Annotated in this window: 24 protein-coding genes; 12 read left to right on the plus strand and 12 right to left on the minus strand. The window is 60.8% G+C overall.

The features are described from left to right. The first annotated feature begins 232 nt into the window (after positions 1-232). From A3736_RS10195 to arsB, 4 genes are read left to right on the plus strand one after another with little or no spacing between them, the layout of a single operon-like run. A complete protein-coding gene (locus A3736_RS10195) occupies positions 233-571 on the plus strand; it encodes a helix-turn-helix transcriptional regulator (RefSeq protein ID WP_010240699.1) in 339 nt (112 codons plus the stop codon). Then, positions 571-1041, plus strand: coding sequence for an ArsI/CadI family heavy metal resistance metalloenzyme (locus tag A3736_RS10200; protein WP_010240701.1), 471 nt, complete (start codon positions 571-573; stop codon positions 1039-1041). The genes A3736_RS10195 and A3736_RS10200 overlap by 1 nt, the downstream gene beginning before the upstream one ends. A 5-nt stretch (positions 1042-1046) precedes the next feature. Continuing rightward, positions 1047-1550 carry an arsenate reductase ArsC gene (locus A3736_RS10205; RefSeq protein ID WP_196847998.1) on the plus strand — a complete coding sequence of 168 codons (504 nt, stop codon included), beginning with the start codon at positions 1047-1049 and terminating at the stop codon, positions 1548-1550. Beyond that, positions 1547-2617, plus strand: coding sequence for an ACR3 family arsenite efflux transporter (gene arsB / locus A3736_RS10210; protein ID WP_054522831.1), 1071 nt, complete (start codon positions 1547-1549; stop codon positions 2615-2617). Before A3736_RS10205 ends, arsB begins: the two co-directional genes overlap by 4 nt. 12 nt (positions 2618-2629) lie before the next feature. Here the strand turns inward: arsB and A3736_RS10215 are convergent, their stop codons facing one another. From A3736_RS10215 to A3736_RS10230, 5 genes are all read right to left on the minus strand, one after another. Then, positions 2630-2956: a YnfA family protein gene (locus A3736_RS10215; RefSeq protein ID WP_054522830.1), complete on the minus strand. Its 327-nt coding sequence runs from the start codon at positions 2954-2956 to the stop codon at positions 2630-2632. A gap of 81 nt (positions 2957-3037) precedes the next feature. Then, positions 3038-4441 (minus strand): NAD(P)/FAD-dependent oxidoreductase, encoded by a 1404-nt coding sequence (locus A3736_RS10220; RefSeq protein WP_197465581.1) that lies wholly within the window; start codon positions 4439-4441, stop codon positions 3038-3040. Next, positions 4401-4631, minus strand: coding sequence for a GDCCVxC domain-containing (seleno)protein (locus A3736_RS18205; RefSeq protein ID WP_082379137.1), 231 nt, complete (start codon positions 4629-4631; stop codon positions 4401-4403). The genes A3736_RS10220 and A3736_RS18205 overlap by 41 nt, the downstream gene beginning before the upstream one ends. Continuing rightward, positions 4628-4969, minus strand: a complete 342-nt coding sequence (locus tag A3736_RS10225; protein ID WP_047819462.1) for a heavy-metal-associated domain-containing protein — start codon at positions 4967-4969, stop codon at positions 4628-4630. The genes A3736_RS18205 and A3736_RS10225 overlap by 4 nt, the downstream gene beginning before the upstream one ends. Before the next feature lie 11 nt (positions 4970-4980). Continuing rightward, on the minus strand, positions 4981-5343 hold the full coding sequence (locus A3736_RS10230) for a mercuric transporter MerT family protein (protein WP_010240364.1): 363 nt from the start codon (positions 5341-5343) through the stop codon (positions 4981-4983). 59 nt (positions 5344-5402) lie between these two features. On the opposite strand from A3736_RS10230, the gene A3736_RS10235 reads away from it, so the two are divergent. Both A3736_RS10235 and A3736_RS10240 read left to right on the plus strand, forming a co-directional pair. Continuing rightward, on the plus strand, positions 5403-5825 hold the full coding sequence (locus A3736_RS10235; RefSeq protein ID WP_010240361.1) for a helix-turn-helix domain-containing protein: 423 nt from the start codon (positions 5403-5405) through the stop codon (positions 5823-5825). 139 nt (positions 5826-5964) lie between these two features. Further along, positions 5965-6369: a response regulator gene (locus A3736_RS10240; RefSeq protein ID WP_010240358.1), complete on the plus strand. Its 405-nt coding sequence runs from the start codon at positions 5965-5967 to the stop codon at positions 6367-6369. Here the strand turns inward: A3736_RS10240 and A3736_RS10245 are convergent. After that, positions 6362-7441, minus strand: coding sequence for a sensor histidine kinase (locus tag A3736_RS10245; RefSeq protein WP_054522828.1), 1080 nt, complete (start codon positions 7439-7441; stop codon positions 6362-6364). The two genes, A3736_RS10240 and A3736_RS10245, sit on opposite strands and share 8 nt — an antisense overlap. Before the next feature lie 219 nt (positions 7442-7660). Between A3736_RS10245 and A3736_RS10250 the strand changes: the two genes are divergently transcribed. From A3736_RS10250 to A3736_RS10260, 3 genes are read left to right on the plus strand one after another with little or no spacing between them, the layout of a single operon-like run. Next, positions 7661-8287: an acyl-homoserine-lactone synthase gene (locus A3736_RS10250; protein WP_050775909.1), complete on the plus strand. Its 627-nt coding sequence runs from the start codon at positions 7661-7663 to the stop codon at positions 8285-8287. Further along, on the plus strand, positions 8284-9150 hold the full coding sequence (locus A3736_RS10255; RefSeq protein ID WP_010239387.1) for a phytanoyl-CoA dioxygenase family protein: 867 nt from the start codon (positions 8284-8286) through the stop codon (positions 9148-9150). Before A3736_RS10250 ends, A3736_RS10255 begins: the two co-directional genes overlap by 4 nt. 35 nt (positions 9151-9185) lie before the next feature. Further along, the gene (locus A3736_RS10260; RefSeq protein ID WP_231679719.1) at positions 9186-9752 is read left to right on the plus strand and encodes a GntR family transcriptional regulator; all 567 of its coding nucleotides are present in this window, start codon (positions 9186-9188) and stop codon (positions 9750-9752) included. 14 nt (positions 9753-9766) lie between these two features. Here the strand turns inward: A3736_RS10260 and A3736_RS10265 are convergent, their stop codons facing one another. The 6 genes from A3736_RS10265 to lptB all read right to left on the minus strand — a co-directional run bounded on the left by A3736_RS10265 (position 9767) and on the right by lptB (position 15996). Next, positions 9767-10981 (minus strand): site-specific integrase, encoded by a 1215-nt coding sequence (locus A3736_RS10265; RefSeq protein WP_029140603.1) that lies wholly within the window; start codon positions 10979-10981, stop codon positions 9767-9769. 126 nt (positions 10982-11107) lie between these two features. Beyond that, positions 11108-11809, minus strand: a complete 702-nt coding sequence (locus tag A3736_RS10270; protein ID WP_067682599.1) for a tRNA (guanosine(46)-N(7))-methyltransferase TrmB — start codon at positions 11807-11809, stop codon at positions 11108-11110. A gap of 19 nt (positions 11810-11828) precedes the next feature. Then, complete coding sequence (locus tag A3736_RS10275) at positions 11829-12608, minus strand: sulfite exporter TauE/SafE family protein (protein WP_067682600.1); 780 nt, start codon at positions 12606-12608, stop codon at positions 11829-11831. A 163-nt stretch (positions 12609-12771) separates the two neighbouring features. Further along, positions 12772-13467 carry a response regulator transcription factor CtrA gene (gene ctrA, locus A3736_RS10280; RefSeq protein ID WP_067682610.1) on the minus strand — a complete coding sequence of 232 codons (696 nt, stop codon included), beginning with the start codon at positions 13465-13467 and terminating at the stop codon, positions 12772-12774. Between the two features lie 225 nt (positions 13468-13692). Then, positions 13693-15171 (minus strand): RNA polymerase factor sigma-54, encoded by a 1479-nt coding sequence (rpoN, locus tag A3736_RS10285; RefSeq protein WP_067682613.1) that lies wholly within the window; start codon positions 15169-15171, stop codon positions 13693-13695. A 21-nt stretch (positions 15172-15192) separates the two neighbouring features. After that, on the minus strand, positions 15193-15996 hold the full coding sequence (lptB, locus tag A3736_RS10290) for an LPS export ABC transporter ATP-binding protein (protein ID WP_067682619.1): 804 nt from the start codon (positions 15994-15996) through the stop codon (positions 15193-15195). Positions 15997-16204: 208 nt separating this feature from the next. Here lptB and A3736_RS10295 point away from each other — a divergent pair, with 208 nt between their 5' ends. The 3 genes from A3736_RS10295 to A3736_RS10305 form a co-directional block, all read left to right on the plus strand. Further along, complete coding sequence (locus tag A3736_RS10295; RefSeq protein WP_233999351.1) at positions 16205-16585, plus strand: hypothetical protein; 381 nt, start codon at positions 16205-16207, stop codon at positions 16583-16585. A gap of 74 nt (positions 16586-16659) precedes the next feature. Further along, entirely contained in the window at positions 16660-18006 is a 1347-nt protein-coding gene (locus A3736_RS10300) for a TldD/PmbA family protein (RefSeq protein WP_067682625.1), read from the plus strand. Between the two features lie 2 nt (positions 18007-18008). Next, positions 18009-18315, plus strand: a 307-nt coding sequence (locus A3736_RS10305; RefSeq protein ID WP_233999352.1) for a BON domain-containing protein, incomplete at its 3' end; no start/stop codon positions are given.

The following is an 18315-nucleotide window of genomic DNA, read 5'->3' on the forward strand; positions in this document are numbered from 1 at the left end:
GCGAGCGCTACCAGGTCCATTGTAAACAGTCCCTCGTCGTCGCGGCGCTGTTCGACGGGTTGATCGGGTTTGCCGACATTATCCGTTGGCGGGACACAGGCTAGTTTTCGCGCCACTGCCTCTCAATCACTCGAACATGGCCGTACTGCCTATTTCGCAACCGTTCAGAAAGCAATTTGACTTCTCTCGGCATTTCGATATTTTAATAGTTATCGAATCATTGGAGTGAGCGATGCAAGCCGACCGCGTGATCCGAGCCCTATCTGCTCTGGCACAGGAGCATCGCCTCGCCGCATTCCGCCTGCTCGTGCAGGCCGGGGAGCAAGGCGTTGCCGCTGGGGTGCTAGCTGAGAAACTCCAAGTGCCTCCGTCTTCAATGAGCTTTCACCTTGCCCAACTGGGCAATGCGGGGCTGGTCACCCAGCGGCGCGAAAGCCGCTCGATCATCTATTCGGCGGACTATGCCGCGATGAATGGCCTGATGGGCTACCTCACCGAGAACTGCTGCGGCGGCATGTCCTGTTCCCAGGATACCGAATGCTTTCCTTCTCCTCAACGAAAGAGCGCCTGATGAAACGCTTTCACGTGCATGTCGGCGTGACCGACATCGACCACTCTATTGCCTTCTATTCAAGCCTGTTCGGTGCCGAGCCCGACGTGGTGAAGGCCGACTATGCCAAGTGGATGCTGGAAGATCCGCGCATCAACTTCGCGATTTCGATGCGCGAGGCTGCTGCCAAAGGCATCGAGCATGTCGGCTTGCAGGTCGAGGACAAGAGCGAACTCGAAGAGGTCTATGGCCGCCTCAAGGCTGCTGACCGCCCGGTGCTCGAAGAAGGCGCGACGACTTGCTGCTACGCGCAGTCGGAAAAGAGCTGGATCGCCGATCCAGATGGCGTCGTCTGGGAAGCTTTTCTGACCGATGGCGAGAGCACGACCTATGGCGGCAGTCCTGACCTCGACCAGCTCGCATCTGCCATTGCCACTTTGGGCGCCTGCTGCGCGCCGCAACTGGCACCTGCCAAGACGTCCTGCTGCTGAGGTAACTGATGTTAGATCAACCGCTGAACGTGCTGTTCCTGTGCACGGGCAATTCCGCTCGTTCGATCCTGGGTGAGGCAATCCTCAACCAAGACGGTGAGGGTCGATTCAAGGCCTACAGCGCCGGAAGCAATCCGATCGGCACAGTGAATCCCTGGGCGATCCATACGCTCAAGACACTGGGCTATCCGGCAGATGGCTATTCCTCAAAGAGCTGGAGCGAGTTTGCCGAAGGACCAGAATTCGATCTGATCTTCACCGTCTGCGACAGCGCGGCGGCCGAGACTTGCCCAGTATGGCCGGGTCGTCCGACTTCCGCGCACTGGGGCATTCCTGATCCGGCGGCGGTCGAGGGCAGCGATGCAGAGAAGGCAGCGGCCTTCCTCGATGCGTTTCGCATGCTGAAGCGCCGTATCGACCTGATGCTGGCGCTGCCGATTGCCAGCTTCGAGCAGATTGCCCTGCGCGAAAAGCTGCAAGCCATTGGCCACGAGGCGGATGAACAATGACCGCTGCAGCTGCTGACATGGACGCCCGCGCGGCGGGGCTAGGCCTGTTCGAGAAATGGCTTTCGGTCTGGGTCGGCGGCGCGATCCTCGCCGGGATTGCGCTCGGCAATGCAGCGCCAGAGCTATTCGCCTCGCTAGCGGGCATCGAATACGCCTCGGTCAATCTTGTCGTCGCAGTACTGATCTGGGCGATGATATTCCCGATGATGGTGGCGGTCGATTTCGGCGCGGTGCGTCGCGTCGGTGACAAGCCAAAGGGCCTGATCATCACGCTGGTAGTGAACTGGTTCATCAAGCCTTTCACGATGGCTGCACTTGGCGTGTTGTTCTTCGAGGTCGTCTTTGCCGACCTGATCGCGCCTGCCGATGCCCAGCAATACATCGCCGGGCTGATCCTGCTGGGTGCGGCCCCTTGCACCGCGATGGTCTTCGTATGGTCGCAGCTCACCAGGGGCGATCCTGCCTATACGCTGGTGCAAGTCGCGGCGAATGATCTCATCATGATCGTGGCCTTCGCGCCCATTGTCGCGCTGCTGCTGGGCGTGACCGACATTGCGGTCCCGTGGGAGACGCTGCTGCTCTCGGTCGCGCTCTATGTGGTCGTGCCGCTCGCAGCCGGTGCCATTGTGCGGCATCGGCTTCTCGCGACCCATGGCGGCGATGAAGCGGCGGTGTCCGAATTCACGGGGCGCATGAAGCCGCTCTCGATCATCGGCCTGCTGCTGACGGTGTTGCTGCTGTTCGGCTTCCAGGCGGAAACCATTGTCGCCCGACCGCTGTTGATCGCGCTGATTGCAGCGCCCATTGTTGTCCAAAGCTACGGCATCTTCTTCATCGCTTATGGCTGGGCCAAAGCGTGGAAGGTCCCGCACGCAGTAGCCGCGCCCTGCGCTCTTATCGGCACGTCCAATTTTTTCGAACTGGCGGTGGCGGTTGCGATCGGCCTGTTCGGCCTAGGGAGCGGAGCTGCTTTGGCTACGGTGGTAGGCGTCCTCGTAGAAGTGCCTGTCATGTTGTCGCTGGTAGCGATCGCCAATCGGACGCGTGGTATATTCCCTTTGGCTTGATGCGGATGTGCCTCATACCGGTCTGGGGGCGAGCAAGATGACGCCGGCGCCTACAAGGCAGATCGCCACGCCCAGAGTGTCCCACCGATCGGGCTTCACGCCTTCTGCGATCCAAAGCCACAAAAGCGCGGACAGAATGTAGACCCCGCCGTAGGCAGCATAAGTTCGACCTGCATGCTCGGCATCGACCAGCGTTAGCAAATAGGCAAAAAGGACGAGTGAAGCCACGCCCGGAACGAGCCACCAAGCCGACTTGTCCATACGCAACCACGCCCAGAAAGCGAAACAGCCCGCAATTTCAGCAATTGCAGCACCGAGATATGCGAGAAAGGTCATCATCTGACCTCTATCGAGATTTCGACTGTCGATCGCAAACGGGATTACCCGGTTGATGGCTTTACTGGACCAAGCGAGGCGCAACTACGATAGCATGGAGCCAAGATCGGAGCCCACGCTCGGATACACCGATACCATTTTCTTGAGATCGCTTGTTGTCAGTCCAAGTCGGATGGCCAAACCGAAGAAATTAATGATTTCGCCATATTCGGGTCCGAGCAGATGGGCGCCCAGGATAGTGTCGCTGTCCTTATCGATTATAACCTTGGTTGCAGCGCAGCTTTCGCCAACGCGAAGGTTGGAATACCAGTCGCCGGTGTCATTCTCGACGACGCGGATATCGTGCCCGGCCTCTCGTGCATCCTGTTCGAGCATGCCAACGCGGGTTAGCTCCGGTACGGTAAATACAGCGCTCGGAACTCCCGAATAATCCGGCTTGGTCCGGTTGCCCTTGAGCATATTGGACGCAGCTACCTTGCCCTCGAAAACCGCGACAGGCGTAAGCGGGGCACCCTGCGTATCGGCGGCATCCCCGGCAGCGTAGATTTTCGGGTTGGACGTGCTTTGCAGGTAGGCGTTGACCGCAACGCCCTTGTCACCTGCCTCGACATTGGCTGCGGCCAGATCGAGCTGATCAATTGCCGCGACGCGGCCCGCGCCTTGGACGACGAGATCGGCGCGCAAATCTTTCGTTTCGCTACCCGTTTCTACCGTGACAAGAAAGTCCGTCCCGTCCTTCTTGATGGATTTGAGTGACGTGCGCCGTCGCAGTTGGACGCCGACTTCCTCGCCTCGCGCGACGAGTCTTTCAACAAGATCGGCATCGAAACCTTTAAGCGGTCTCTCGCCGCGATCGATCATGCACACCTCGCTGCCGGCGCGTGCTGCGATATGGCCAAACTCGAACGAGATGAAGCCGCCGCCGATGAACAGGATGCGTTCGGGCAGCGCATCGAGCCGCATGAACTCGGTGCTGTCGGTAAGGTGTTCGGAGCCGGGAACATCTATCGTCCGCGGCTTGGCACCCGTTGCGATCAGGAAATGGTTTGCCTGAAACTGCCCCTCGCCGTCGATTTCGACGGTATCTTCGCCGACGAAGCGCGCTTTCCCGTGAAGGGTAGTGACGCCGTTGCTCTCCAGACCGTTTTCGATCCGACCGGGCATTTTGTCGGTGAACGTCTGCGTGAAGGCGACCAGATCGGGCCAGTTGATGGCGATGTCGTTCGGTTCGATGCCCTTGCCGTGCATGAGCCGCGCTGCGTCGATGATTTCCGCCCCGCGGCGGAGCATTTTCTTCGGATCGCAGCCGCGCAGGGCGCAGGTGCCGCCATAAGGCAGTTCGTCGACCACCGCGACCGACCAACCGGCTGAGGCGCATTTGTTGGCGGCATTTACGGCCGCCATACCAACACCCAGCACTATAAGATCGAAGTTTCGCGTACTCATCTCACCGCCCTCCGCAACATGTGGCGCCCTTGCGATCGGCACGCGTTTCCTGGATCGGCGGGCAGGGGATGGTGCCGAATGAGCAGAAGACACAGCAATCGCCCGCATTGGGGCGGAGTTTCACACCGCAACCATTGCAATCGTAGAAAAACCAGCAGGCATCCGTCGGCATTCTTTCGAGCTTTTTGTACCCGCAAGTAGGGCATGTGATCTCGGACTTCAGTTCGATCATAGCGCGCTCTCTGAAAGGATCGCCGGATATCCGGCCTCGGTCGACGCCGCGGCGATCGCGCTTGTGGTTGTTCGCTCAGGATCGAACTGCGCAGTCGCCGTCCTGGTCTCGTAATCGATAGTCACCTCGTGCACGCCTGCCACGCCTTCCATCGCGCGCCGAACCGTTATCGGGCAGGTCGCGCAGGTCATATTCTCGACCGCAAAACTTGCCGATTGCAGATGCGCGGAATTTTGTTGAACCCGTTCGTCGGAGTTTGGCGGAAACAAGGTCGCTGCCCAGATACCCGCTCCGGCCAGTCCCAGTATCGCAACTGCGACGATCATCGTCTTCTTCATCTTTCGAACTCCTAGTAGAATTGCGGCGCCCACCACTCGACCGTGGACGAGGCAGCGACCAATACGGTCGCCAGCCACAGGGAGCTTTTGACGAGCAGGTTTGCTCCGGGCCGCGCGCAATATGTTCCGTCTTCGCAAGGTTCGGCTTGCCGAAAATAGACGTGCCGGAATCCAAGGGCCAAAAAGACAACCGCAATGGCGATAAATACCCATTTGTACGGTTCGAGCGCAGTGAGATTGCCGATCCACGCGCCGCTGATGCCAAGGCTCAGCAATAACAGCGGGGCAATACAGCAGGACGAGGCGAGTATCGCGCCGAGCGTCCCGCCGCTCGCCCATAAGCGCTGCGCGTTCTTGTGCATTTGATCGACCATGGAAACCAATGTACTCCCTGTAGTAACTACAGGTTCAAGCACTAATTGGCATATGGCTCATGACAGCATCGCAAGTGATCAAACGGGGAGAACTGGCCAGACGGTCGGGCTGCAACCTTGAGACAATCCGCTACTACGAGAACATCGGTCTGCTTCAGCCTCCCGAGCGTACGGCAAGCGGGCACAGGCTCTATCCACCCGGCGACCAGGCGCGGCTCGGCTTTATCTTGCGCGGCCGCGATCTGGGTTTTTCGATCGAGGAGCTCAAAAGCCTGCTCAGCCTCGTTGATTCGCACCCCTACAGCTGCGGCGAGGTTCGGGATCTGACCAATAACCATCTGGCCAGCGTGCGAGCTAAAATTGCTGATTTGACTAGGTTGGAGCGCACGCTAGCCGATGTATCAGCCCGCTGCGAAGGCGGTGATGTTCCGGAATGCCCCATCATAGATACGCTCTTTGGTCGTGGTCCTGGCGCCCGATAGTGAAGCTATGCCGTCGGAACGGGTGCGCGTCTTGAAGCTATTTCGATCGAAGCCGGATGCGACGAGGCGAGGGAACGAATATGCGCCCTGTCCGTCCCCTCACTACAGAGCCTCGTCATTTAACTTTTGATAGCTTTCCATGCCGACCACCATTCTGATTGTCGAAGACGAATTCCTCATAGCTGTCGAAATGGAGGCGGTGGTTCACGATCTCGGTCATGAATCCGCAGGGATTGCCGATGACATGCAATCAGCATTGGCGAAGGCTTCGGACGCCATCGATGTGGCTCTCGTCGATGTCAATCTGGCCGATGGAGCCACTGGTCCGAGGATCGGCGAGAAGCTTGCTGCGGATTTCGGGATCGAGGTTATTTTCGTAACCGCCAATCCCGCACAACTCGGCGAAGGGGTGAGCGGAACGCTGGGCGCGCTGGAAAAACCGGTCGATCTTAGCATTCTCAAGCAGGTTCTCGACTATGTCATTGCGGTCCGGAAGGGCGAAAAAATCGATCCGCCAGCCCGTCTTAGGCTCTTCTTTAACTAGGCTCCTGCAACCTGCTTTTTCGGACATCCATGACGAGTTCAACGCCATCGTCATGCCAGGTTCTCTCGTAATTGCCTCCTAGCTGTTGCTTCACGGCCAACTCGATGAGGCGACTTCCGAAACCCGTTTGAGGCTCACTCGCCTTGTCGATGTGAGCTCCGTGTTCCCTCCAGCGGAAGCGGACCATCTCGTCCTCGGTTGAAAGGTCCAGCGAAATCCTTCCCTCGGGATTGGACAGAGCTCCGTACTTCATCGCGTTGGTAGCCAGCTCGTGGAACACCAATGCAACCGGCGTGGCGGCGCGGCTTTCGACCGCGATATCGGGGCCGGAAATAGCAATCCTTCTTTCGGAAAAGGCAGGATAGGTCTCGAAGATCGTCGCAAGCAGCGTGGCGAGGGTCACTTCCTTGCCCTCGGGCTGGGACTTTTCGCTGTGGGGCCGGACGAATTCGTGCGCGCGCCCCAGCGCGGAAATCCGGCCCAGCAGGTCGCGCGACGCTTCACCGAACGCTTCATTTGCGCGCGCTGTCAGGCTGATCAAACCGGAAACAATCGCGAAGATGTTCTTGATGCGATGGCTGAGCTCTTGACTCAGGATTTCGTTTTGGAGGGCGGTGCGCTTCTGCTCGTCGATATCCGTACAAGTGCCGATCCAGCGCTGGATCTCACCCTCCTCGTTGAGGATCGGCAGCGCACGACCGATCATCCAGCGATAATCGCCGCTGTGATGCCTCAGGCGATATTCAACCTCGTACGGTTCGCCGGTAGCGAGGCTGTGGTTCCATTTCTTCCATGTGTCGGCCTGGTCATCCTCATGGAACATCCCGGCCCATCCTTCGCCGTCGGTTGATCCGACAGGGACACCCGTGAATTCATACCAGCGCGCATTGTAATAATCGTGGGAGCCGTCGGGAAGAGTCGACCATACCATCTGCGGCATGGTGTCGGCGAGCGCATGGAAAGCAGCTCCGGCGGATTGCAGCGCATGCTCTGTAGCGAGGGGCAAGACATCAGGCGCCGAAGAGGATTCGCGGCTGCCAAGCTGGAAGTTCGTGATGACTTTTGCATTCATAGCCAGCTTGTGACCTTCCCGGGATGAACAGAATCGGACCGATAAGATACCTGTCGTATCTTGATGATTTTCAAACGCTGACGCTCATCGCAAAGGTGGGATGGCCAGTAAACTCTCCCCTGTAGAGCGCCAGATGTGGCCCTCCCCAGTTCTTGGTATGTCGCTGCCTATCCGGATTTGATGAGATGCGAGCAGTCATCAAGTTCACAGGTAATCTTCATGCAGCAAAGCAGCGGTATAAATGGTGCAAACTTGGTCGATCCGGCACTTCGCGCCATGTTCGAGGCGCGCAAGCGCGTGTTCGTGGATCTTCTTGGGTGGGACGTTCCGGTGCTCGACGGGACCTTTGAAATCGACCAGTTCGATACGCCCTCGGCCGCCTATCTCGTCCTCACCGGCGAAAAGTGCGAGCATCGCGCATCGGCCCGGCTCCTGCGTTCTGATGGACCTCATATCTTACGCGATCTCTTTCCGCAGCTGTGCACCGGACCTGTTCCGCAGGATGAGGCATTTCGCGAGATTACCCGATTCTGTATCGATCCCACGTTGCCGCGCGCTGATCGCCGGAGTGTCCGCAACCAGCTCGTCTCCGCACTCGCCGATTTTGCAATATCGGAAGGGATCTCTGGTTATTCGGCGGTCGCCCCAGTGCCCTGGTTCCGTCAGATCGCCCAGTTCGGCTGGCGCTGCCAGCAGCTTGGACCGTGCGTTTCTATCGATGGGCAGCAGCTTGTCGCTCTTCGGATCGACATCGACCAAGATACACGCGCGCAACTCGCCAACGCAGGGATCTACTGCCGCAATCCTAAGCCGGAAGCCTATGGCGGCATGGAGCTGGCAGCATGACTGGGCCGAGGGAGGCGCATTGGCTCGATCAGCTGCAAGAGGATGGCTATTGCATCATTCCGCAGCTTGTCGCCGAGCAACAGATCGCCGCACTCGATGCCGACCTGGAAGGTGCATTTGCGCAGGCGCCCCTCGGCAAGGGAGACTTCTATGGCCATCGGACCAAACGGTTTGGAAGCCTGCTTCGCCGGTCGCAGGTCGCAGGCGATCTAGTCCTGCAGCCGCTAGTCCTATCGCTCGCCCGCGCAATTCTCGGCAGCGCCTGCGACCGGATACAGCTCAATGTCGCCCAGGCGATCGCGATCCATCCCGGCGAGATAGAACAGTTTCCGCATTGCGATCAGGATATGTGGGCAGGCCGCAAGGGCGATCACGAATATCTTCTCAACGTCATCTGGCCGCTGACCGAATTTACTCGCCTCAATGGCGCGACACGCATCTACCCCGGGACGCACAGGAAGCCTGTCGACAATCTCGAAAGTCTCGACGATCCCATAGTAGCTGTTTGCAAGCCCGGCGATGCGATCTGCTTTCTCGGCTCCACCGTCCATGGAGCGGGACCAAACCAGACCGAGGATGTCCGCCGCGGTGTCGTAATCGGCTACAGTCTCGGCTGGCTCAAACCCTACGAGAATCTCTGGCTGGCCTATCCACCAGCAGTAGCAAAAGAGTTCTCTCCCGAACTCGCCGAGCTCGCCGGATATGTGCAGCACCGTCCGAACCTGGGTAATTTCGAAGGGCAATGCCCGTCGGTTTTGCTGAGCGACAAGGTGCCCGAATTCCCTCAGGCAACCGATAGTCTGCGCCCCGACCAGAAAGAAGCGGTTCGTGAGTTCGCCAAGACGCGCCGCGGCGGACGATGAGTCCCGCTCACGTCCTCGAGCCTACGTACAGGCGGTTGAAAGATGCATTGCTGGAAGGGCGCTTCCGGGCCGGTACGAAGCTTGAGGCGATGCGACTCGCTGACGATTTCGGAGTGAGCATGACGCCGGTAAGAGACAGCCTGAACCAGCTTGTCGGTGAAGGGCTGGTCGACCTCACGCCCGGCGAAGGATTTCGCGTACCGCTGCTTACCGAACAGGCCTTGCGCGACATTCTGCAAGTCAACGCCCTGCTTTTGGAGCAGGCTCCCGACAACGATCACAAATCACTGACAATCAACGAAGGATCAAACGACACGCGAGGTGCTTATGCCGACCGATTGGCGCGCGCCTTCAGAGACATCGCGGCAAGCTCAGGCAATCGGTTTCGCGTACATTTGGTCGAACGCATTAGCGACAGACTCCAGCCGCTACGTGAACTCGAGCCGGTGATTTGGCCTGGCGCGCCGCATGCCCTTGAGCAAATTGAGCGAAAAGCGCAGCAAGGGTTCGATGGCTCAAACCGAGCGGTACGCGCATATCATCAACACATTGAGGATCTGGTACCCGCTCTTGTCGGACGTTTGAACCAGCAGACGCCCTAGCCCTCGCCAATATTTTAGGTCGTCTCCCCACTCTCGGACAGAACCGTCGCGAGGTGGTCATTCCAGGCATCGAGCGCCTGGCGCTTTTCGTCCTTCCAGTCGTGGCGCTGGTAGATGCCGGCGACTCCGGCGCGAGATCCGCCCACATGGTTGAGAACGGCTTCGGTGACTTCAAACCGAACGCCAAGCCGCTGGAAGTTCGTTGCGAGGGTTCGTCGTAGATCATGAAGGCGCCAGGCTTCGAGCGGCTCTTCGCAACGTTCCTCAATCAGGCTGTCGAGCTTCACCTTCCCTTTGGCGTATCCCGTAAAGCCCGCCCCGCTAGCTGTCGCGAAAACACGGCCCTTACGCGGCCACCTCTCGCCGCGAGCCTCCCGGTCGAGCTCGGCGATTGCAAGATCGTTGAGGGGAATGGAGTTAGGTTCTCCGTTCTTGGTTCGAGATCCGGGCAGGGTCCATAATCTTTCGCTGCGACTGAGCTCCTGCCAGTGCATCCCGGAGACTTCTTCACGGCGCTGTCCGGTTACGATCAGAAGCCTGACAATTGGACCAAAGCAGCGATGACATTCCGGCGCCGCATTCCAGATATGGCGGAGTTCGCCATCCTTGAGCCAGCGCTCTCGTGGCTTGACCGGAGGCGGCGTTTCCATGCCCTCCATCGGATTGCGATCGATATCTCCGCGACTGACGGCCCAGCGAAACAGGCGGCGCATAACGGCAAAGACATTTCGCCGGTTTGCCACCTGCTTGGGCGGCATCTGATCGAGAACCGAAACGACGTCGATCTTCGTAATCGCTGGCAGCGCCTTCATTCCGAATGTGGGCTTGAGGTAGAGGCGAATGGATCGCTCCACGAGGCGACGCCATCCCTCGCGTTTGCAGGAGCGAGTGAAGAGGTCAGCGTAATTCGAGAAGGCGAGGTCGACAGCTTCCCGGCGGCGCTGCTTTTCCGCATCAACCGGATCAATGCCCTGCGCAACAATCACCAACAATCGCTCAGCTTCCAAGCGTGCAGTAGTCGGTGTCCAAGGCGATCCATGTGATCCGATCGTGAAACGACGAGTCTTCGCTTCTCGTCCGCCCATTCGGAACTGGATTATGTAACTGATTGATCCAGCAGTTGTAATCTTGACGCCAAAGCCCTTGAGATCGGTGTCCCAAAGATAGTTTTCCTTTGGTCCAACCGGGAGCGAATCGACCGTGCGCTTGCTGATTTTTCCTGTTGCCATGCGATACCTCGTGGCCTTTTCTGGCAATCACCGGGTAATCACGCAAGCGGAAAAAGGGGCGAATTGGAGGCAATTCTGGCGTAAGTGTTTTGCGCTAAGTCGTTGTTTTTACAACATCAGCGTAGTCTAGCGTCGCCTGAATCGAAAGTACCAGACTTCGTGGCCCATCTGTTCGCGGGCCTTTTTCTCGTAACGCGTCTGGCACCAGCCCGAGGGGCGGTTTTCCCAACTGTCGCGCCCTTCGACCTGCCATTCGAATTCGTCCGTGAAGCGACGCATCACCATCAGCGCGTGGCGCAGATAGATCGGATGGTCGGTTCCGAAGCGGAATTCGCCGCCCGGCTTCAACTTGTCGGCGATCATCCGCACCGGGCCGTCATTCATCATCCGGCGCTTGGCGTGCTTGGCCTTGGGCCAGGGATCGGGATGGAGCAGATAGACCATGGTCAGCGCCCCATCGGGCACGCGGGCCAGCGCCTGCAGCGCATCGCCATGGACGAGGCGGATATTGGCGAGCCGCTCCTCCTCGATCTGCGCCAGACATTGTGCCACGCCGTTCACATAGGGCTCGGCCCCGATCAGGCCGTGATCGGGCAGCATGTCGGCGCGATAGGCGAGATGTTCGCCGCCGCCGAAGCCGATCTCGAAATGGAGGGGGCGCGAATCGCCGAACAATCGCTCCGCCGTGACCGGGCCTTCGTCCGGCACCGCGATCCGGGGCAGCAGATTGTCCACCAGCCCCTGCTGATGCGCGCGCAACGGCTTGCCGATCGACCGGCCGTAAAGCCGGTTCAGCGTGGTCGGGTCGCCTTCCTTGTAAGCAGTCATGGCGCGCGCCCTAGACCAATCAGGCGAAGGCGGTCCAGACGCCGTAAAGGCTCGTCGCCGTCAGCACCACGCCGACCAGGATCAGCATCAGTTTCGGGCTGAAATGCTTGGCCGCAAAAGCGCCGAACGGCGCGGCGATCACGCCGCCGAGCAACAGGCCCGCAGTCGCTCCGGCAAGATCGGCGATGCCGAGATGGAAGATAAAGGTCGCCGAGATCGCGATCGTCAGGAAGAATTCGACCGAATTGACCGTGCCGACGACCTTGCGCGGCTCCGCCCCCTGGATCAGCAGATTGCTGGTGACCACCGGCCCCCAGCCGCCGCCGCCCGCCGCGTCTAGGAATCCGCCGAGAAGGCCCAGCGGGGCGACATGCTTCGCCTCGCGCTTGGTGGGCGGATAGACGATGCCGCGCACCAGCAGATAGATGCCGATGCCCGCCAGATAGAGAAGGACGAAGGGCTTGATCTTCGAAGCGTCGATCGAACTCAACAGGTAAGCGCCCGTCACTCCGCCGATCATGCCTGGGATCAGCAGGCGGAAGAACAGTTTCCTGTCGATATTGCCGTTCAGAAGATGGCTGATGCCCGACGTCGCCGTGGTGAAGCATTCGACCACATGGACCCGCTGCGAGGCGAGGGCGGGGGGCACGCCCATCACGCCGACCAGCAGCGTGTTGGTGATGACGCCGAACGCCATGCCCAGCGCGCCGTCGACCATCTGGGCTGCGAAACCGATCAGGATGAAGGGAAGAAGACCTGCCCAGTCGAAACCGGCAGGATCGAAACCGAACACTTCCATGCGAGCGTATCTTTCGGCGATTGGAAGCCGCCAGTTACGCTGCGCCGCAGAAACGGCATACGGGGAAAAACTAGGGGGCCGCTAAAGAAAAACGCCCGGTGCTGCGGGGCACCGGACGTTTTCCTCGCTGTCCAAGCGGGTCGGGTATTGGAAAATCAGTGGGTCAGGCGGCTTCCTGCGCCTCGTCCGGATCGCGCAGCACATAGCCGCGGCCCCAGACGGTTTCGATGTAGTTTTCACCGCCACAGGCGTGGCTCAGCTTTTTGCGAAGCTTGCAGATGAAAACGTCGATGATCTTGAGTTCGGGCTCGTCCATGCCGCCATAAAGGTGGTTGAGGAACATTTCCTTGGTCAGCGTGGTGCCCTTGCGAAGCGAGAGCAGCTCCAGCATCGCATATTCCTTGCCGGTCAGATGCACGCGCGCACCGTCGACTTCGACGGTCTTGGCGTCCAGATTGACGGCCAGCTTGCCGGTGCGGATGACCGATTGCGAATGGCCCTTGGACCGGCGCACCACGGCGTGGATGCGCGCCACCAGCTCTTCGCGATGGAAAGGCTTGGTCACGTAATCGTCGGCACCGAAGCCGAAGCTGCGGATCTTCGAATCCATTTCCGAAATGCCCGACAGGATCAGAACCGGCGTCTGCACCTTGGCCACGCGCAGTTTCTTCAGCACGTCGTAACCGTGCATGTCCGGCAGGTTCAGGTCGAGCAGGATGATGTCGTAATCATACAGCTTGCCCAGATCGAGGCCCTCTTCGCCCAGATCGGTCGAATAGACGTTGAAGCCTTCGGTCGTGAGCATCAGCTCGATCGCCTTGGCGGTGGTCGGTTCGTCTTCGATCAGCAATACGCGCATGGGTCTGGTCCCCTGTACCCCGAGTATGGCTTGGCCGCAGCCTGGCCGGAAAATGGTGGCCCTCGCTTGGCCCTTGCGTGACGACGCCCTTCCTATGGGTTCCGCCTCGTTAACCACCCCTCTTCTGAACGGAAAAGGTTAACGGTGGGTTACCCGCGTTAACGTTTTCGTATGTGGGCTCTGTGTAGGCTCGATTCTTCAGCAGCTTACACAATCGGCGCCGCTTCACAAACCTTGCAGTTTCTTCGCCCGGCGACGCTGTGCGCTGGACCCGATGCCGATCGCCTCGCGATATTTGGCGACGGTGCGGCGGGCGAGATCGAATCCCTCGGCTTTCAAAACATCGACCAGCGCCTGGTCGGATAGAACCTTCTTTGCGTCCTCTGAATCGATCAGCGCCTTGATGCGGGCCTTGATGGCTTCGGAACTCGCGCCTTCCCCATCGGCCGCGCCCACTCCGCTCGAAAAGAAGTATTTGAGCTCGAACGTGCCGCGCGGGCAGGCGAGATATTTGTTGCTCGTCACCCGGCTGACCGTGCTTTCATGCATCTCGATGCTTTCGGCCACTTCGCGCAAGGTAAGCGGCTTCATCGCGGAGACGCCTTGCCGGAAGAAGCCGTCCTGCCGCTTCACGATATCGGCGGCGGTCTTGAGGATGGTCTTCTGCCGCTGGTCGAGCGCGCGGATCAGCCAGTCGGCCTCGGAGAGTTGCTCGTTGAGCCAGGACAGCGCCTTCTTGTCGCGCGCGCCGCCTTTCAATTCGACGTAATATTCCCGGTTGACCACGAGGCGGGGCAGGCTCGCCTCGTTGATGCGGATTTTCCAGCCGCCGGTCTCGTCGGGCGCGACCAGCACGTCGGGCACGATGCCGGTTTCGGCGGTGCCGCCGAAGCGCAGGCCCGGCCTGGGATCGTATTCGCGCAATTCGGCGAGCATGTCGGCGAAGTCTTCATCGTCGACCCGGCAGAGCCGTTTCAGCCGCGCCACTTCGCCTGCGGCGACGAGATCGAGATTGGCGATCAAACGCTCCATGCACGGATCGTAACGATCCGCCTCGCGCGCCTGGAGCGCGAGGCATTCCGCAAGGTCGCGTGCGCCGACGCCGGTCGGGTCGAGCCGCTGGACGAGGTCCAGTCCGCGCTCCACTTCGGCGAGAGGTGCGCCGAGATCTTCGGCGATGTCGCGCAAGGCGGTTTCGAGATAGCCCGCCTCGTCCAGCTCGCCGACGATGCGCAGCGCGATCAGCGCTTCACGCTCGCTGCGCGCTTCGCCGCCGATCTGTGCGGCGAGATGTTCCGCCAGAGTCGGTCCGTCGGAAGACCGGTTTTCGAGGTCGGGCAGGCCGTCCTCGCCCAGCGAGCCCGCGCCGCCCGCCGCCTTGCCCCAATCGCCCTGATCGGACTGAAGATCGGCGCGCGAGGCCTCGGGATCGACCGCGTGGCTCTCGATATCGAGCGCTTCGGAACCATCGGGCCCCGGATCGCTCTCGTGTTCGGATGGGGCGGGGGCTTCCTCGCCGTCGCGCTCGCCCTTTTCGTGGCGCACTTCGCCGATGTCGAGCAGCGGGTTCGATTCCAGCGCTTCGCCGACAAAGGCCTCGATTTCGAGATTGGACAGCGCCAGCAGCTTGATCGCCTGCTGCAATTGCGGCGTCATCACCAGCGACTGGGTCTGCCGCAGATCGAGGCGGGGGCTCAACGCCATGGAATTATGCGATCGATGGCATCACAGCGTGAAATTCTCGCCCAGATACAGCCGCTTCACATTCTCGTCCTGAACAAGCGCCTGCGGTGTCCCGGCGAACAGGACCTGGCCGCCATAGATGATGCAGGCGCGGTCCACGATCTCCAGCGTCTCGCGCACATTGTGATCGGTGATGAGGACGCCGATCCCGCGCGTCTTCAGATCCTTCACCAGATCGCGGATGTCGCTGATCGAGAGCGGGTCGATCCCGGCAAAGGGTTCGTCGAGCAGCATGATCGATGGCTTCGCCGCCAGCGCGCGAGCGATTTCGGCGCGGCGGCGTTCACCGCCCGACAGCGCCATGGCGGGGCTCGTCCTGAGGCGCGTGAGGCCGAATTCGTCGAGCAGCCGGTCCAGTTCCGCCTCGCGCGTGGCCGGATCGGGTTCGACCATTTCGAGGACACAGCGGATATTCTGTTCCACCGTCATCCCGCGAAAGATGCTGGTTTCCTGCGGCAGATAGCCGAGGCCCAGGATCGCGCGGCGATACATGGGCAGCTTGGTCACATCCTCCCCATCCATCAGGATGCGGCCGGCATCGGGGCGCACGAGGCCCATGATCGAATAGAAGCAGGTCGTCTTGCCCGCGCCATTGGGCCCGAGCAGGCCGAGCACCTCACCCTTGCCGACGGTGAGGGAAATATCGCTGAGCACGCTGCGCTTGTCGTAGCTCTTGGCGATCGAGATCACTTCGAGTCCGCCCTGCGGGATCGGCGGCGCGGCATCCGCCACAGCCTCTTCGGCCAGATCCTCGCGTTGCAATTCGGTTGCTGCAGTGTCGCTCATGCCTTTCGCTTTAGGAGCAGCGAGCGTGGCTGAAAACCCCGCCGGTCCAAGCGCGTGGGCATTTGGCAGGAAACCTGCATGGATTGCAGCGAACCGAGACCGCGCAATATCCGGCGTGCCGCGGGCTCGCTGAGAGGCGAAAACTTGCCAATCCCGATAGTTTCTGAAATGTTTCGAGTCGGGAAAAAGGATGCAAGGGGAGAGCGCTGTGGGAAAAGCGATCGACGAGCGGGCCTATCGGTACACGCATGGCGAAGCACGCAGGCCGGGGACTCGCGATTGGCGCAAGAGCATGAGCGACAATGTCGCGCTCGCCCTCATCGTCTATACCGGCCTCCAGATCTTCGTGACGGTCAAGGCGCTGGAAAAGGGCATGCCCTCGTTGCTCCCCTATCTCTTGCTGGTCGTCCTCGTGGTCGCGATCATTCCCGCCTGCCGCTGGTTCGAAAGGCGGTGGAAGGATATCGACGATGCGCATGCGGCGGACCCGGCGCTGTCGGGCGATTACCGCCGCGATCAGGGCCCGTTGTGGACGATGGCGATCGGCTTGCCCTTCGCGATCGCTTACGGGTGCAAGGCGATCCTCTGATCCGCCCGGCGGTTGCGCCGCCGCCTTCGTGGACCTAACCGGACCCCAAAGCGGCGATCCGGAGTTCACCGTACATGATCGATAGCGATACGGCGCTCACCCGCTGCGAAGACCTCATTGCGATTGCGCGAAGAATGGGCGCCGACGCGGCCGATGCGGTCATGCGCGCCGACGCTTCCGAAGGCGTGGAAGTGAGGCTCGGCAAGCTCGAGGAGGTCGAGCGTTCGGAAAGCGAATCGATCGAGTTGAGGGTCTTCGTCGGCAAGCGATCCGCATCGATCCACACCAGCGATTTCAGCGCCGAGGCCTTTCGCACTCTGGCGGAGCGCGCTCTGGCGATGGCAAGGATCGCGCCCGAAGATCCCTATGCTGCGCTGGCCCCGCAGGAACGGCTGTTCGATGGCGATTTGCCTAATCTCGATCTCTACGACGCACAGGAAACCGCGCCCGAGACCCTGCGCGAACGTGCGATGGAGGCGGAGGATGCGGCGCGCCGGATCGAAGGCGTTACCAATTCCAACGGTGGCGGGGCGAGCCGGTCGCACAGCGTGGTCACACTCGCCACATCGCACGGTTTTGCGCGCGGTTATCAGGCGACCGGCCATTCCGTTTCCGCCAGCGTCGTCGCGGGCGAGGGCGGCCGGATGCAGACCGACGGCTATTTCCGCAGCGCGCGCCACAGCGCCGATCTGCCAAGCGCAGCGGATATCGGGGCGGAGGCCGGGCGGCGCGCCGTCGCGCGGCTCGACCCGGCCTCGCTCAAAAGCGGCAGGATGCCAGTCATCTTCGATCCGCGCGTGGGCGGCGGGCTGGCTGGCCATCTGCTTGGCGCGATGAGCGGTCCCGCCGTGGCCCGCAAGGCGAGCTTCCTGATCGGGCACGAGGAGGACGATCTCTTCGCGCCCGGCATCCGCATCCTCGAAGACCCGTTGAGGCGGCGCGGCCTGCGCTCCCGGCCCTTCGACGGGGAGGGGCTGGCCTGTCGGCCCCGCGCGCTTGTCGAGAACGGACGAATCTTCGGCTGGATGACCAACACGGCCTCGGCGCGCCAGCTCGACCGCCCCCTCACCGGCCATGCCGCGCGCGGCGGGGGCGGTGCGCCGGGCGTTTCGCCCAGCAACGTCTATCTCGAAGCGGGCGAGGCCAGTCCTGCGGCCTTGATGGCTGACATCGCGGACGGGCTATACGTTACGCACCTGTTCGGTCAGGGCGTCAATCTCGTCACCGGGGATTACAGCCGTGGCGCATCCGGCTTTCGGATCGTGAACGGCCAAATCGCCGGGCCGGTGGCGGAAATCACCGTTGCGGGCAATCTGCTCGCCATGTTCAAGACCCTGACCCCCGCCAACGATCTCGAACGCCTGCGCGCGCTCGACGTGCCGACTCTCAGGGTCGATGGCATGACGGTGGCCGGATCGTGAGAATGCTGAAGATGAAACATCGCCTCGCCGCCCTGCTGGTCGTTCTGGCCGCCGCCTTCGCCAGCCTCCCGGCCTCGGCCATGCTGCCCGCCGCTCCGGAAACGCCCGAAGCGACGGCGAGCGCGGCGCCCGAACAGGTCATCGACGATACGCAGGAAGCGGGCAGCGATGCGCGCATCGCCAATCGCATTCGCGGCATTTTCGGCGAATTGCCCGCCTTTGAAAATGTCAGTGTCGACGTGCAGCAGGGCGTCGTCTCGCTGGCGGGCACCGTACCCGCGCAGGAGGATATCGCGCGCGCCGAAACCA

Origin of the sequence: Erythrobacter sp. HI0063, from assembly GCF_001635685.1 — a bacterium.
In the GTDB taxonomy this organism is placed as follows: Bacteria; Pseudomonadota; Alphaproteobacteria; order Sphingomonadales; family Sphingomonadaceae; genus Qipengyuania.